Origin of the sequence: Borreliella garinii (assembly GCF_001922545.1) — a bacterium.
In the GTDB taxonomy this organism is placed as follows: Bacteria; Spirochaetota; Spirochaetia; order Borreliales; family Borreliaceae; genus Borreliella; species Borreliella garinii.
The window spans coordinates 11,771-27,075 of sequence record NZ_CP018749.1; the positions used below are offsets into that span (position 1 = coordinate 11,771).

A 15,305-nucleotide genomic window follows, 5' to 3' on the forward strand; every position below is an offset into this window, starting at 1 on the left:
TTAAGTTTGCTACTAACTAGGTTTTGTAACTTCAATTTCGACAACTTCTTGTGGTTCAAAGTGAATTATTCCTGCTGATTCCATTGATGCATGAATATAATCTCCGTCTGGGGATGCAAATTTTCTAAAGAATATTTCTGGCAACATTGGAACAAACATAACTTGTTCATTTGGTTCGTACAGTATAGGATTTTTTAGGCCCTTGAAGACAGCAGTTACAACACCATGATCTCTAAAAAGCGCTTCTTTTACTGTTACATATTGAGGTTCACTGTACAACTCTAGTAAAAGATGTGCATAATTGTGGGGAACTAAAAGTTGATATCTCCCATCAAGTTTTTCTTTGTACTTTTCTGATTCCCGTTTTGCAAGTGCTACTTTTTCATACAAAGTAAATCCATTAGTAAGTGTTTCAACAGTAACTTTACTCCTCCCCTTTAATGTCGCGATGCCCTCCATATTGATGTTTTTTTTACCAAAAATAACAGAATGATATGCATCTTTCATAAGGCCAAGCTCTAGATTAGCTTTTACTTCGTCTTCAGTTATAGTTCCATGCATGAGGTCTTTTAGAGAAATCCGTTGTACTGTATCAAATACGTGCATCTTGTAAGCCATTTCTTTGAAGAAAATGCTACTTCTTCCAATTTCATTACTATGATCACCAAAAGTTGCTGTGACATTGTGATCAACTGTTGCTTTTTTGATAATGTAATATCCCTGCCTTAGATCATTTCTATTGATTACTTTGTAAGGCATAAGTTCTTCAAGACCATTTCTTACAAGTTCTAATATATCTCCGCTGTAACTACCACTTGAATCTACAAAAATACTTCTACTCAAAATTTTCCTCCTATTATCTCATAATTTTTTGAGGTCTACGTAAATTTTCTACTGCCACTGGATTCATACTCTGGACCAATGTTTACATCAAGCAAAACAATTTTACTATTTTGTTCAAGACCAACATCTTTGATTCTGCCAACTTGAACACCCCCTTTTCCGTCTTTCACAAGTTTTCCTGCCTTCAAAAAAACATAGTCGCCAATTTTGGGAGTTGCAAAGGCATTATCTAACGTAACTGTTACTTCACCAGCACGTCTTACTGGAATTAGTTCACCCGGAGAGTAATTTTCATCTTCCAATAAAGATACACGCTCTTTTTTTAATGCAAACCCCCGAATAGGACCAACTCCAGCTGTTGCAGTTGCAGCTTTTACTAACACTTCTCCCATTTCGCTCGATCCACTTGAGTAAACTGGATCTCCAGGTCTAATCGGTGTGGACTCAACATCAACTATTGCAGTTTCAGTTTGATGGACACATGCTTTGTGGTCAACTCCCAAAACGAATTTTTTACAAATTTTTGTGAAATCGAAATCTGGCATTTACATCCTCCTTGAAGCATATAATTCGTTTTTGTATCTTTGTGCCAATGTATTATTGATTACTTGGCCTGCGAATCGATTTCTTGCATTTACCATTTGTTTGAATGCTGTAAGTTCTTGTACTAGCAAGCTTATGTTGTCGATTTGCGCATCAAGATCGCCTTCTTCGTCAATTCTAAAATTAATGTTGTACTTTTTTTTCATTGCATCCAAAAATGCAAGCTTAGCGTCTTTTACACTCAAAGCGTTTGCAAAAGGCGGAGTAATTTCATACTGCTCACAAGCTTTTTCAAGATTCGTCAAAACTTTGGAATCTTTGAATGCGTTGGCCTCAGCTTGTCTTTCAGCTTGTTTTCTAGCTTTTATAAAGTTACTTTCAGCCTCAGCGAGTCGTTTTTCAAAATCTTCTCGTGATATCATGTTCGGCAATTTTTTTGCATCAGACACTAATTTTTCATATTCTTCTGAAGATATTGTTACTAGTTCTTTGTCGTTTTTAGCCAAAGATTCAGAAATTGTAGCAGTATCTTCACTTACTTGTTCTTGCATATAACCTCCTTCTTTTTTAAAAAAAATTTATTTCTAAATTATTTGCAAATACTGATTCATTTCGTTTTGTATTTTTAGATACAAATCATCATTTTCCATCTCTTTAGCTTTACTTAAAAGTTCTACGTAAGTTGCTAAAGTTTTTGCGTGTTTTTCATCAATTTCAGCTTGTTCTTTTTGGCTAATTGGCTTAACTGGTTTGTAGCACCAGTTCGATTCTAATCCAAACTTGAAAAGCACCGCATTGATGAATGGTGTTACCATTAGTTTGCATATCTGCTCAATGTTTAGGTAAAAAATATCATAGTTGCCAACACTGCCTTCTCCAGACGGAGATATTGGGTATAGTATTTCTTTTGGAATTCCAGAATGAAGTGTTATGTCTGATACAATGATTTCAAAAGCATCTTTTAGTGGACTTACAGATCTTGTAACATTAGCAATATCATCTTCTCTTCCGAGTATCATCATTTTGTGGTTACTATCAAGAACCCCCTCAATATTTTTTTTGACTTCAGCCAGATCATATGCAGTCATATCCTTGACTGATGGTAGTGTTGCTGATTTTAGAAACGTGAAGTTGTTAACTCGTAAAAAGCCTACTGTTTCATTGAGCAGTGTATTCATAATATTGCTGCTTTTTTTTAGAGACTCGAAATTTAGGAAAGACGACTTCATGCTGATAATTCTACTTTCATGGATATTTTTTAGAAAATAAGAACCTTCATCAAGGACTTCGCCAAAGTTATAGCAACGGCATGGAAATCCTTTTTTTAGTGGTTTTTGTGGATCATCGGAGTCTGGAACCACTATGTAAAAATGGCTTTCTCCAGATAAGATTGCCGCATAGACCATTTTTTTGATCACAGCTCTAAAGTTATTATCAAATAATATTGAAAGTCCATCACCAACTTTGTGCTCAATGTCTCTGGAAGATGCAAAACCCGCGTAAATTTCGGCTACTTGGTGGGCAAGTCTTAATTGGTCTTGATGTGGTGTGTATTCGCTTACTGGAAATAGTTTAGTTTCTTTGTTTTTTTTGAAAAATTTCATTCCAAACATTTTTGATTCCTTTAGTGAAAAATAGATGCAGCGTTGAGAAATGCCGGGATGTAAGTCAAATCTTTTTGCATAACAAAATTTGTAACTTCGCTGTCTTCTGCACTAGATTCATCATAGTAATATTCAGTTTCGTTGAACTCTGAAATTACATCATTTGTTTCGGGTATGTTTACTACACTAAGATTAGCCGGTATCAAATAATCCGAGAGTGAATACAAATTTCGTTTTTTTGCAAGCAAAGTGCCTCTACCAAAACGAGAAAATACATATTTGAGTTCTTCTCTAGCAGCCGGAAGAACAAAAGTGCCCTTGAAATTGTTAATTTCAGCTTGATAATCAGCTTTTGATAGTAACACTTTGCTGCATGCGTTTGTAACAATTACAACTGGAAGATGCGAAATTCTTCCAACAAGAATTTCTAAAAAACAAATTCTATTTCCTTTGATATGTATTCCTGTGTAGTAGCTGCCATTAGCTCTGGAAATAATGTCGGGTCCACAAACATTAAATTTTTTGATTAATCTTGCAGTGCCAAAATCAAACTCTTCTCCCAAAACTTCAATTCTAAAACCAATATCATTTCCATGATATGCAAGTTTTTGTTTTTCAAGCCAAGCTTCAACATCTCCACCGTTCAAAAATGGGTTATCGCGATAAGTACTTTTGATAATACAAACAGCAGGATTGTCTTGATTTGCCAAATATCTTTTGTATAGCCAATGTGATTTGGGTACTGGATTGCTTGACATATAGATTCTGCCTCCTTGTTCTCTCATTGTAGGGATAAGCATTTCTATGTCATCGGAGCTAAACTGATTGGCTTCTTCTAGCCACAAGTCTTTGAAATGAGCATAAGATTTCAAATCTCTTGTGTCGTGTCCTCCTTCGAAAACAAAGGCTCGTTTTTTCCCAAAAATCAAACTTTTACTCTCAATTTTTGCTTTGCTTATATTGAAAAATTTTCTTAGGTTGTATCTACTCAAAAGTTCTAAAATTTCTTTGTGTATTGATTGTGTTGTTTTGTTTTTCTTTTTTCTGATTGCAAGTGTATCTCCTCCATCAGCACTAAATTTTCTTTCTAAATTAACGGTTGCAATATCATAAGTTTTACCAGTTCCTCTACTGGAGTAGTATATGAAAATTTCAGCATTAGGTTTTTCTTTGTAAGCATTAACGTATATTGGGAGTCGCCTTAGTCTCATAGCTCACCCTTGGTAATAATTTTGTTGATTTCTTCTTCAGTATAAGAACAACTTTTTACAAAGCCTGTGCTTGTATTATTTCCAATAATTAATTTTTCTTTGTTAATAATATCTAGTACTAAATCCTCAGCTTCGCTCATTTCAAAGACTGCAAAAAACATTCTAAACGCATGTAAACTTGTTGCTAACACATTACTGTTTGAAAATTCAAACATTTTGTTGACAAACAGTCTAAGCAAAGCTTGTTTGCTCGCGGCATTTGAATTTTGATTGTCTGTAGGAAGTTTTTCCGCTATTAATTTTTTCAAAAGTTCTTGGATTTCTAAATTATTCATAACCTTTCTCCTAAAGATCGTATCTGTAAAAAGATATGTAGCAGGTATTTTTGGGCTTTGTTTCTTTGTATTCATAGCTTTTCTCCGTAGAATTTGGAAACAAAAATTCTACAAAGGAGTACCACGTATTATGATCAACATCGATGACAAATCTGGTGGAGCCACTAGACCAATACCAGTCCTTATCACGTTGAATGGATTGTACATCCAATACCAACTTACCCTCGAAATTAATTTTACTGGTATCAATATAATGTCTATGTTTTGCAAAAGAGTCACTTTGTGTATCGCCCAAACTTCTAGAATTGCTTGAGTCATAATGTCTTAGGAATCGACCAGACAAATAGGGTGCATAAGATATTCCCAAAACTTTAGATGCATAGCAATTGCTTGGCAAACTTCTACCGTCTGGAATGCAAAACTTGTTTGTATTTGTAAATGTTTCAATTAATTTGCTTCTTGTAAGAATTGATCCTTCTTGTGCAAATTTAGCAGTTAAAGCGCCAACAGGTGTTTTTTCTAGAAAAAACAAAACCATATGCTCTAAATATTCACTAAGTGAATCTAATTTCGGTGCACTTTTAGTAATTTCATATTCTTTTCTGTTGTCAATACTTTTCCCATCACATACTGAAAAAGTAAGTTTATCTTTTAGTAGGATTGGCTCTCCAATAGATCCTTCGTATCCTAGCGAGTCTGCTTTATCTGCATTTCTAAATTGAATGCGAGTTTTGGTATTTTGCAGTCTTTTTTTGATTTCTACGTAGTCGCTTTGTGTAATCATTGATTTTACCTACCAATCGTATCTGTAGAATGAGATATAGCAGGTATTTTTTGGCCTAGTCTCATCACTACCTGTATATTCTGTATAAGAAGGGTAGCGCCATGATGTTATGCTATCGCCATAATTTATACCGGTAACAAAACTGGTGGAGCCACTAGACCAATTAGAATCTCTTCTAATGAAATTGTAATTACGTACAAGTGTTCCGCTCAGGCCATTTAAGTTGCTTGTGTCGATTTTATGGTCGTGCTTTTCTAAAGAGTCGCTTTGTGTATCACCCAAACTTCTTGAGCCGGAAGAGTCGGTGCTGCCACTAGGGTCGTAGTGCCGTAAAAATCTACCCGACAAATAGGGAGCATACGATATTCCAAATTTTTCTTTTACAAAACAATCATTGGGAAGACTTCTTCCATCTGGAATACAAAATTTTTTAGTATCTTCAAAAGCTTTTACCAGTTTGCTTCTTGACAATGAGCCTTCTTTGGCGAATTCTGTGGTTAAGAATCCGGGGTAAGTGTTTTCTAAACACCAGTTAACTAAATGTTCGAGATACTCGTCTAAATTTTCGCCAATAGGGGGTTTAATAGTCTTGTTTAGGGGGTAATATTTTCTATTAGTAGTGTCTTGACCATTGCAAATGGCAAATAATTCTTTATCCTTTACAACAATAGGCTCACCAAGTTTACCAACATAATTTTTTGCTTCTTCCATAGTCCCAACACCAAATTGAAATTTGATATTGTCGGCTTGAAGTCTTTTTTTGATTTCTTCGAAATCTTCATCACTTATCATCTAAGCGGCCTCCTGTTTGTCTTTAGTATTTTCCGTGTAAGTGCTAAGATCAAGTGTTCGTACCCCAGCAGTCGATTTTCTTGTCAAATTAAGTGCAAGTGTATTTTTTAAAAAAGTATCGCGTACGATTAAATCAAAAGCATGATTTTCAACTCCAACTTTATTTTCCGTGAAGGTGTTGTTACTTAGTCTTGCACTGGTAATGTCTACCAAGTGAAGAGCAGTACCAGTGTTTTTACTAAACTGAGTGTCAGTTATTTTCAAGCTTGAGAAGTTAGAAAGTCTGAGTGCATCGGTGTTGTTGCTAAATGAGCTTTCTCTAATTATTGCATTAAGTCCATTTGAAGCCGCTGCAGTTTTACTACCTTGAGCACTAACATTAATTAGTGTTAGATTGGAAACATCTTTAATGTCGAAGCTTTGATTTGTAGAATCAAAATTTACATCTTCAAGTAAAATTTTTTTTGTTTTTTTGAAATGCAATGCTTTGTTTAATGCGCATGTAAATGTAACATTTTTGATGTACACAAAGCTTGCATCTGTAACATAGACTGATGATCTGGCCTCTTCTTGCAATGAATATGATGAGCAGAGCACTACAACAGCGGGCTGTGTAAAGCTTTTGTCTTCTAGGTAAGGCGCCAGTTCTTCTTGATTTAGATCTCCTCCGTTAATGTAAAGCTCGCTCATTGGTTGTTGGCATATGTTGACTCCAGAAAGCCTGAATGATTTTTCTGATTCAAAAATATGTTTAGAAAAACCCGTGCTTCTTATGAAAACTTCGTCATCGCCTTCAATTTCTAAATTGTTTAGTTTTACTTGATCATAAATGTAAAAATCGCCTTTAAGTAACTTAATCTTGTTAAGTCCAGCTTGTTTTGCAAATTCAATCGAAACATTTAAAGTATTTTCGTCTTTAAACCCGGAGGCTTTAAATTGGTAAGTTTCGGGCCCATCATAATTAAACGGTGCAATAACAACTTTGTGCACCCCAGACAAATAGTCGCTTATTCCTATTTTAGTTGAAGTCGTAAGGTATTCGTAATGAGTGTAGTCGCCCCAGGTGATTCCTTCGTATTCGTAAAGTTTGATATCTAGATCGAAATTATTAATTTTTTTTGAAAGTATAAGGAAAAAATGATCAATCCCAATATTGTCAAGTCTAAGTTTGACAAAATCGGTTATATTTAGATTTTGCATTGACCTAAAATTAACAATAGTGTGTCCTTTGACACGTAAGTTTGTTAGGAATTCAAAAAGTCTTACTGCGGATTCTTCGGAAAAAATGAACCTGGTTGTGTATTCAAACTTTTTAGAGTAAAAATCATCAGCATTGTCGGTTTGGAGTACATTTTGAGCTATTGTGTAGAAAACATCTCCGTAGATATCAAAGTGGTAAATATATTTGGAGCCTTGACTACTAGAAGTGTTTCTAAACCAAAGCTTAGCCTTTGTTGGAAAATATTCTTTATTTTCAAGCTTGATGGAGGAGTCGGCACTAAACCTTGCTTCAAGGTTATGAGTTGAGATTATTGCTAAATGTTCATTTATGGCGTAGTGGTCGTGCCAAACTTCACGCCTTTTGAAATCCCATTTGTAAACTGTGTCTAGCCAACTAGGATCATATTCTTGGAAAACACTGCTTCCGATTTTGTCTGCAAAGTCGGGGTACACTACGCCTTTTTGAAGAACTGCAACGTAAAGTTTGCCATCATTACCAGCAACATTGATTGGGGCCGAGTACAGTGGTCGTTTTTTGGACATTGCTTCTTCTTTTCTTTGGAATTTGCCCTCTCTCCAAATAACTTTAGTTGAATCGTAGCTACTGGAGCTACTTTTTGACATAACATAACTTTCAGCATCCACAGTACAAATTTCAATTTCTTTAGTAATAACTTCGCTTTTCCAAATTGGAAGTATTTGTAGTTTGCCGACTGAAGAGAAAGTGTATGCGTATCCGAATTCATACAACAAGGCTTGCAAAATAGTTTCTACATCTTCTCCAGAATCAATGATTACAGCGGGGACTTTGTCAAGTATTGCTTCGCTAGCATCATCATCAATAAGGTCTTTTAGTTTAGTTTTTTCTATTATTAGGTGGACAAGTGAGAGCTCTTTTGCCAAAGGATTGTATACAAAAAGCCAGTCTGGTGAAAAATTGATTGGGAATTGAACTGGATTTTCGAACGCAATCTTTAGTAGGCTAGAGTAGTCGTTAACTGTGAATGATACACTTTTGGTGCTATTGAACAGATCTCTGCTGAAAAATTTTTCTAGAATTCCCCTAAAAACGGGGTTATTCTTATCATTTACTTTTACGAAAATGTCTTCGTTTCTGAAGAATAAGAAATTCAAAAATTCTTCTGATAGGCCGCTTACACTAAAGCTGAACGTGCTTGCTGCTGTTTTTAGGCTTGGATCAACTATTTTTTCTTCTAGAACAATGCTTGTAGTGTCAACAAAAGGGGTAAGTTCAAAAATTTGACCCTCGTCCGTGTAGAATACAATGTCAAGCCCCAAAGAAGTACAATCTTCTGTTGTATCTTCTTTGGGGCTTGATATTTCTGCAGTTTCGTTTTCTGAATTTTCGTCAGCAATTTCCGGACTTTTCAAATTAATTTCTTGAACTACATCCACTTGATCTTGCAATTTACCGTACCTTACCTTCTGCTATATTTTTTGTAGCAATCGAATACAATAGGTTCAGTTTTTTCTATGTATCGTTTATAGTATGCGATTCGATTTTTTAAGATATTGGTGTCATCGGGTTCATTTTCGTCGTCAACCACAGGATTAAAATTTTCAAAAATGGGGAACTTTTCACCAGCGTAGTACTTGTTAACATAGGCTTTTACAGACAAAAGCCAAACATTCAAAGAAGTTGCGTATCTAAAAAGTTCCGCCTCATCAGCAATTAAGCTTGAAATATCTTCTTTATTTATTAATGTTGGGTTTTTAGGAATCGATGGTATTGATTCACAAGAAAGTAGTAGTAAGAGTACCCAAAAAATACCTATGAAATTAATTTTTGTTTTAAATTTTTGCATTGTTAATTCCCCTTAACTTGGTTTTGTAAATTATTTAGCATTTTTTTTGTAACTTCGTCTCGAAGCTTGATGAGTTTTCTGTATTCGCAAAAGCTACCTCCAGAATTTCTGTAAGCCTCACAAGCTTGTATTGAAAGCTCAATGGTGTCTTTTAGTCGCTTGTCAATTTGCTCAACAGCAGCTTTGTCCTCATTGCTTTTTTCGATTTTGTCTTTTAAAAAAAACACTAACCTTAAAAGTGAGCTTGTGAAGGCCATTCCTTCGTTCACTATGTCTAATTTTTCTCTACCAAAAGAGCTTTCAAACCCTTTTAGGAGTGTATTTTTTACATCCACTGCGTCTAGCAGCTCATGAATATTTTTTACTGCGTTCATTACGCTACCTCCAAATTGTTTCTAAATTTTGCATTGTAGAATTCTAGTCTGTTTTTTACGCGCTGTACTATTGCTTTGTTTTGAATTTTGTGAAAACTCTTAGCGAATCTATGTACCCGTTAGAAACGGCCTTAGAATTGCCAAGTGAATCCCAAATTACGGTTTTTCTGTCGTTTGCCACAATTACAAAATGGTAAAAATTAGAACTTTCGTCTTTGTACTTTGCAATCAAAATATCCGATTCTAAAGGCACGTAAGAATTCGGATAATGTTTTTCATCAAAGTAGATATCTTCGTCAATACCTAAGTTTGCAAATATTGCGTTTGGAGAATTTACAAACGCATTGTCACCCCTTAGACAGCCTTTACTTACAAGTCCCTTGAAAAGTAAATCAATCTCAAAGCAATCTAAACATTTTTCGACGTTGTTTTTGATTTCTTTTACTACAAAGCCAACAAACAAAATGCAAAGGAAATAACACCCAAATTTAGAGATAATTTCGTTTTGTTCTTTGAATTTCATTTGCAAAGGCACCGCAAGTCTGTAAATTTCGACTTCCTTGAAAGTCACTTTGTTGAACTTTTTGAATTGCTCTGCACTTTCTAGTAATTCTGATTTGTACTTTTTTATGAAATAATCTTTCAAAAGATTATATAAAAAATTATATATACTTAAAAACATTTTGTTATTCATTTAGCTTTTCCAATTTCATTGATCTTAGTTGTTCTCTTAGAATTTCTTCTACTTTAATTTTTTCTTTTACGAGAATATTTCTAATTTCTTGTGCTAAGTTTTCTTTGTTTACAGTGTTGATGAAATCCGTAGTTCTTTTTAGATCTTCTTTTACTGAATTTTTCATTTCTTCGAATTCGGTTTTAATTTTAGCGCTATAATAATTCTCAAGTTCTTTGAAAACTTCTTTCTTAACAGCTTTGTAGTAATTCTCAAGTTCTTTGAAAACTTCAGCCTTGACGACCTTAGCTGCTTGAGTTTTGATGTCTGCTAGAAGTCCTTTAAAAGCGTATGTACCAATTCCAGAAATTGATATTATTAGCATGGCTATGATACTGCTTACAATATTTACTTTCTTTAGTTTTGCCATATACCCTCCATCAGATTTCAATTTTTTTTACAAAAAAAAATCATATTTCACCCACTTTGCACGCGTGTACAAAATAAATAAAACATGACTTAGCTAATTCAGACTATTGAGTCCAAATTATCTAATAGTGCTTTCACAGTATTAGATTTTGTAAATTGTATAACTTTTTTGTTAAAAATCAAATTATTTTGTTTTTTTTTTGAAAAAACCAAAATTTGTTGTACAATATTTTCGTAAGAGGATTTTTCATAAAATTACCTCCACAGGATTTTGACTTTATTATATATGAAGAAAGAAAAGAAAAGTCTAGTCGCAAGTGCAACCAGACTTTCACCCTTTCATCACTAGTGATGAATCGGTTTTCATAATACAATCATGAAAAATATTTTATTAGAAAAAGCTAATTTAGACAAATCCAATTCACAAAACTTGCTTATTAAGTTAGTGGAAAATAATCATAAAAAGACTTGTACGGATACTGTAAAAGTATCCTACGTCGAGTCTTTGATCAAAAAAATGTGCGTAAACCCATACAAAAGGATGCTGAAAGTCTACTGGGCAATCAGTGTTAAAAATAAAGACTACAAAAAAACATTCGGGATTGAGTGTTATTCGGCTTGTGACATTTACAGAATTGTAGCAAAACTTCTAGAAAAAGATGGAAAAAGAGTTGTTTGTAATCGTACTGTCCAGCGAGACATTAAGATTCTAAATGATCTTGGCCTAATTCAAACCGTACTCCGAAAATTTGGAAAACACAAAACCGGTCATGGAAGTGTTGCACATTATATTCAAAACATGCAATTTGTAGCCTGCCACAAAGAAATAATTTGGGAATATTTCGTATCTTTACTTGAAGAAAAACTTGCAAACAAAAAAATAGTAGGCGACTTCGACTGGAACATTCAAAATGCGGTGTTCAAAGTTTCTAAATTCCAAAATATCCAAAACAAATTTCAAAATCATACTAAGAATACCACATCCTTTAGGTTTGTTGACAACAAGGTTTCAGAAAAAAATTCCTATGGGACTTTTGAACAATCATGTGACATTACTTTACACAGTCAACACAGTAAAAGTCGTGTCAATACTATGTCGCCTCATGAGTCGCCGCCTGTTATTAATAAAGCTAATATAAGTAATATTAAGTATAAGAATTCAAAGAATTCTTATACTAAATCAAAAATTCTAAAAAACAATATTAATTTTGGAAAAAAAGACGTAGAGTCTCGACTTATTCAAAGAGACATTCCAAAAGATTTCCTTTACAGAGTAAAAGATCTTAGTAATAATGAATCAACTTACAAAAATGCGCTTAATAATTTGGAAACGGTTCTAGATGATCATCAAGATGTCAAAGTAAAGTATATACTCGAGCATTTCTTAGAACAATTTTCTGAATATCGTTATAAGATTTGGATGATGATGAAGCGTAATGATGGGGTTATTAGTGATTATTATCTAATTTGGAAAGATCGATTCACAGAATTTGTAAGTAAAAAGGTTGAGCTTAATGATTATGTGAAAAAAGTGCTTGCAATAGAAGCTAAAGAGAGAGAAAATCGTAGTAGAGAGCGTTTAGAGAGATCGAAGAATAACCAAGTTCAGTCTGATAAACAAATACCAAATTCGGCGGTGAATCAACAGCAATATAATGTAAATAGGGGCGCGCCGCCGCAGCTTCAGCAGTCGCAACAGCTGCCTCATAGAAGAATTTACGAAAGAGAAAATACAAAAGGCATTGTTAAGGATTCTTCGGGGTTCAAGTCTCTCAAAGGCCTTACACTTGATAGTTTGGGAATTAGTAAAAAAGAGTAATTTGAGCCTATTTGGCTTTAGGAGGTAAAATGAAAATAAGAATGAAACATTTAGTAAGAAGACTACTTTACTTTAGAAGGGACAAAATTTGGCATGTTTACATGAGCACGGAAATTCAAAACAAAGCTAAGGACAAAACCATTACCAATTTTCCCCATTTGAAACCAGAAGATTTGGACTACGAGTACGTTTGCAAGTTCTTGGATGAGTGGATTCAGAAGAAATACAACGCCAAACTGGGATTTACTATTGAGAAGGTAGATGGTCTTGAATATATTTGTAAGGCAAAAAGATATGCTAGTCTTAAGAAGATATTAGCCAAAATTTTCAAAGATTACAAAGATATATTTCTTGGTAGGTTGCAGAAGGCTCCTGGTGTTGTGCGGCAGTTCCCGGATCGGGAGTCAAGGGGCAAGGTGGAAGTTAGAAAGGAGTGATGTATTAATTTTAGGATAAAAAGGGTAGTAAAAAGCCCAGTAAAAACACCAACTAAAAAAAAGGTTGTTGTAACTACTAAAAATCAAATACCTTTTCATAATCATACTTTTTTTAAAAAAGAGATTTTGGAGGGTAAGGTTATGTATCATACAAGATTGATGAATGTTTTGTGGGCTTGGAGAGCCAGCAAAAAAATGTTTGCAATTTTCTTTGCCAATACGTTGAACAAAGAGAAAAAGGCGGTTTACTTGTACCCGGTTAAAGAGGGTGATGTGTTTTACGGGATTTTTTATGGATACAAAAGAATCAAGGGAAATAGGTTTTTCACCGATTATGCGTCTGTTTGTAGATTTTCTAAAAAAAATTTCAAAACCTTCAATAAGGCTTATTACCTTGAATTTAGGTTTAAAACGGGAAGTGTGTTTATGTATGTTCATACTATATCTTATTTCGTTGACGGCCGGAATATTCGGTCTATTAGAAAATTGTATAAGAAAATTTTGAAGTTAGAACAAGAAGTGTTCAAGTTTTACTCCAAAGATTTACAGCCCGAAGGAATTATTACTAATTGGGTTGCAAAAATCAAGCAAAAAAGGGAAGAAAGGCTAGCTCAAATTGGTAATCTGATCAATCCCCCACCCCATCTGCGTGTAAGCAGTCGATTTCGTAAGTTTTGAAAATTTGCTATTATTTGGCTGTAATTTGTGCTATACTACACTTAGTAAGTGAGAAATTATGGAATTAGTATCAACAATCAATATTACTGAAGAACAAATATATAAAGAGTTCCTTAGACTAGGAATGGAGCAACTAATAGCACAAGATTTATCTAAAAGATATTACCACAATAAGCTTACGTATAGAGATTTAGAAAATTTAGAAAAACAATTTGGAATAAAGTTAGAAAATCTTGAGTTCAAGATTGATACTGTTAAAAATGAACTCAATACAAAGATTGATACTGTAGAAAAGAATTTACAAAAAGACATAGCTAACTTAGATGCTAAGATTGATACTGTTAAAAATGAACTCAATACAAAGATTGATACTGTAGAAAAGAATTTACAAAAAGACATAGCTAACTTAGATGCTAAGATTGATACTGTAGAAAAGAATTTGCAAAAAGACATGTCTAATTTGGAGCAAAATCTTAAAAAAGAGATGCAAACCAATAATCAATTATTATTAGAAAAAATTGAAACCAATAATCAATTATTATTAGAAAAAATTGAAACCAATAATCAATTATTATTAGAAAAATTTAAGGTGAGTAATAGAATAATAACCATTGCGGCAATAGTAGTAATTCCTATTGCGATATCTATTCTAGTTCCTTATGTTGTGTCTCTGATTGGCAGCCATTTGAATTAGCTTGCAAAGAATTTTCCACTCCGATTAATTTAAAATATTAATTAATTAAAAAGATTTTAGATATAATTCGTTTTTGTAATTTACAAGTATTTTTGTAAATGCCTAATTTTCTTAATTTAGCATTAATGTATAATTTTAGATTATGCAAATTTTTGCAAGATTCCTTTTCAGTGAAAAAATTCGAAATCAGATTAATAATTGTAAGTTTGGTTCCAGTAGAACTGTTTAGATAATGATTTAGATTGCTTTGATTGAGCTTTAGAGGTGCAAATGATTTAATGTAATTGAGTTTTTGTGATAGATTTAATATACAAGGTGTTTTAACTAACAAAAAGTTTTGTGAGTTAGAGTTATATGTAATTTCGTTTAGAGTTTCTTTTGACTTTGCAATCAAAGAGTAAATAATTTTCAGTTGTTTAGCAGTAATCCCAAAACCAAATATATTGTTTGCCACATAATTAATTCTACGTGCATCAATAGATAGTAATCTATTTTTGTCTAAATTTTCAATACATCTGGAAATTTCATTAGAGCAAATTAGAGAATATGTTTCAATTTGTAAACCGTTATCCAATGCATAAGAAAGTATATCGGATTTGAAATTGTAAGGAGTTTTGATATTTTGATTTTTTAGATGAGCTAATGAAATTCCAGAAGCCATAATAATTCCAAGTAATTGGTGAGTAGTGCTAGTAGAATTGATAAGATGTTTGCTAATTAGAATAAATTCATCCGGATTTATTCTGTAAAAATTTTTCTGTTTAACAGATTTTCTTTTAAAAAAGAACTTGAATAAAGACATACAAACATTATACACTTTTATTTAAAAATTGCAAAAATTAAAGTTTTATTATTTCGGGTTAAAGTTTTATCATTTTAAAAAATTCTAGTTAAAGTTTTATTATTTTGGGTTAAAGTTTTGCTGCTTGGTGGGTATAGTTTTGGCTATTTAGGTTAATCTTTAGAGTGGAAATATCTATACTAATTAAAAATTATATATATAATTTTTAATTAGTATAGATATTTCCACTCTAAAGATTAA

At 33.2% G+C, this 15,305-nt stretch carries 18 protein-coding genes; 4 read left to right on the forward strand and 14 right to left on the reverse strand.

All coding sequences use genetic code 11. The features are described 5' to 3' along the window. Positions 1 to 12 precede the first annotated feature (12 nt). The 13 genes from BLA33_RS05245 to BLA33_RS05305 all read right to left on the reverse strand — a co-directional run bounded on the left by BLA33_RS05245 (position 13) and on the right by BLA33_RS05305 (position 10,636). Positions 13 to 843: a hypothetical protein gene (locus BLA33_RS05245; RefSeq protein WP_012622120.1), complete on the reverse strand. Its 831-nt coding sequence runs from the start codon at positions 841 to 843 to the stop codon at positions 13 to 15. Between the two features lie 35 nt (positions 844 to 878). Then, the gene (locus BLA33_RS05250) at positions 879 to 1,388 is read right to left on the reverse strand and encodes a structural cement protein Gp24 (RefSeq protein ID WP_075226669.1); all 510 of its coding nucleotides are present in this window, start codon (positions 1,386 to 1,388) and stop codon (positions 879 to 881) included. Continuing rightward, positions 1,389 to 1,937, reverse strand: a complete 549-nt coding sequence (locus BLA33_RS05255; protein ID WP_029346846.1) for a hypothetical protein — start codon at positions 1,935 to 1,937, stop codon at positions 1,389 to 1,391. 33 nt (positions 1,938 to 1,970) lie between these two features. Continuing rightward, positions 1,971 to 2,999: an anti-CBASS protein Acb1 family protein gene (locus BLA33_RS05260; protein ID WP_012622111.1), complete on the reverse strand. Its 1,029-nt coding sequence runs from the start codon at positions 2,997 to 2,999 to the stop codon at positions 1,971 to 1,973. A gap of 11 nt (positions 3,000 to 3,010) precedes the next feature. Continuing rightward, positions 3,011 to 4,201 (reverse strand): PBSX family phage terminase large subunit, encoded by a 1,191-nt coding sequence (locus BLA33_RS05265; protein ID WP_029346847.1) that lies wholly within the window; start codon positions 4,199 to 4,201, stop codon positions 3,011 to 3,013. Continuing rightward, complete coding sequence (locus BLA33_RS05270; protein ID WP_029346848.1) at positions 4,198 to 4,536, reverse strand: hypothetical protein; 339 nt, start codon at positions 4,534 to 4,536, stop codon at positions 4,198 to 4,200. Before BLA33_RS05270 ends, BLA33_RS05265 begins: the two co-directional genes overlap by 4 nt. A 10-nt stretch (positions 4,537 to 4,546) precedes the next feature. Further along, positions 4,547 to 5,320 carry a hypothetical protein gene (locus tag BLA33_RS05275; protein WP_012622116.1) on the reverse strand — a complete coding sequence of 258 codons (774 nt, stop codon included), beginning with the start codon at positions 5,318 to 5,320 and terminating at the stop codon, positions 4,547 to 4,549. Between the two features lie 9 nt (positions 5,321 to 5,329). Continuing rightward, positions 5,330 to 6,112 carry a hypothetical protein gene (locus BLA33_RS05280; protein WP_012622107.1) on the reverse strand — a complete coding sequence of 261 codons (783 nt, stop codon included), beginning with the start codon at positions 6,110 to 6,112 and terminating at the stop codon, positions 5,330 to 5,332. Next, positions 6,113 to 8,731 (reverse strand): right-handed parallel beta-helix repeat-containing protein, encoded by a 2,619-nt coding sequence (locus tag BLA33_RS05285; RefSeq protein WP_233436616.1) that lies wholly within the window; start codon positions 8,729 to 8,731, stop codon positions 6,113 to 6,115. It abuts the gene before it with no gap. Between the two features lie 41 nt (positions 8,732 to 8,772). After that, positions 8,773 to 9,159 (reverse strand): BBA14 family lipoprotein, encoded by a 387-nt coding sequence (locus BLA33_RS05290; RefSeq protein WP_012622112.1) that lies wholly within the window; start codon positions 9,157 to 9,159, stop codon positions 8,773 to 8,775. 2 nt (positions 9,160 to 9,161) lie between these two features. After that, positions 9,162 to 9,533 carry a hypothetical protein gene (locus BLA33_RS05295; protein WP_012622109.1) on the reverse strand — a complete coding sequence of 124 codons (372 nt, stop codon included), beginning with the start codon at positions 9,531 to 9,533 and terminating at the stop codon, positions 9,162 to 9,164. Positions 9,534 to 9,600: 67 nt separating this feature from the next. Continuing rightward, positions 9,601 to 10,227 (reverse strand): DUF261 family protein, encoded by a 627-nt coding sequence (locus tag BLA33_RS05300; RefSeq protein WP_233436613.1) that lies wholly within the window; start codon positions 10,225 to 10,227, stop codon positions 9,601 to 9,603. Continuing rightward, positions 10,220 to 10,636, reverse strand: coding sequence for a hypothetical protein (locus BLA33_RS05305; RefSeq protein ID WP_012622101.1), 417 nt, complete (start codon positions 10,634 to 10,636; stop codon positions 10,220 to 10,222). The genes BLA33_RS05300 and BLA33_RS05305 overlap by 8 nt, the downstream gene beginning before the upstream one ends. Before the next feature lie 375 nt (positions 10,637 to 11,011). Here BLA33_RS05305 and BLA33_RS05310 point away from each other — a divergent pair, with 375 nt between their 5' ends. The 4 genes from BLA33_RS05310 to bdr all read left to right on the forward strand — a co-directional run bounded on the left by BLA33_RS05310 (position 11,012) and on the right by bdr (position 14,263). Continuing rightward, positions 11,012 to 12,454, forward strand: coding sequence for a plasmid maintenance protein (locus tag BLA33_RS05310; RefSeq protein ID WP_075226670.1), 1,443 nt, complete (start codon positions 11,012 to 11,014; stop codon positions 12,452 to 12,454). A 29-nt stretch (positions 12,455 to 12,483) separates the two neighbouring features. Beyond that, positions 12,484 to 12,891 carry a hypothetical protein gene (locus BLA33_RS05315; protein ID WP_012622113.1) on the forward strand — a complete coding sequence of 136 codons (408 nt, stop codon included), beginning with the start codon at positions 12,484 to 12,486 and terminating at the stop codon, positions 12,889 to 12,891. A 141-nt stretch (positions 12,892 to 13,032) separates the two neighbouring features. After that, on the forward strand, positions 13,033 to 13,569 hold the full coding sequence (locus BLA33_RS05320) for a DUF226 domain-containing protein (RefSeq protein WP_078172020.1): 537 nt from the start codon (positions 13,033 to 13,035) through the stop codon (positions 13,567 to 13,569). Positions 13,570 to 13,627: 58 nt separating this feature from the next. Next, on the forward strand, positions 13,628 to 14,263 hold the full coding sequence (gene bdr / locus BLA33_RS05325) for a Bdr family repetitive protein (protein WP_012622108.1): 636 nt from the start codon (positions 13,628 to 13,630) through the stop codon (positions 14,261 to 14,263). A gap of 37 nt (positions 14,264 to 14,300) precedes the next feature. Here bdr and BLA33_RS05330 read toward each other — a convergent pair whose 3' ends face one another. Beyond that, positions 14,301 to 15,065, reverse strand: coding sequence for a hypothetical protein (locus BLA33_RS05330; protein WP_075226671.1), 765 nt, complete (start codon positions 15,063 to 15,065; stop codon positions 14,301 to 14,303). Between the last annotated feature and the right edge of the window lie 240 nt (positions 15,066 to 15,305).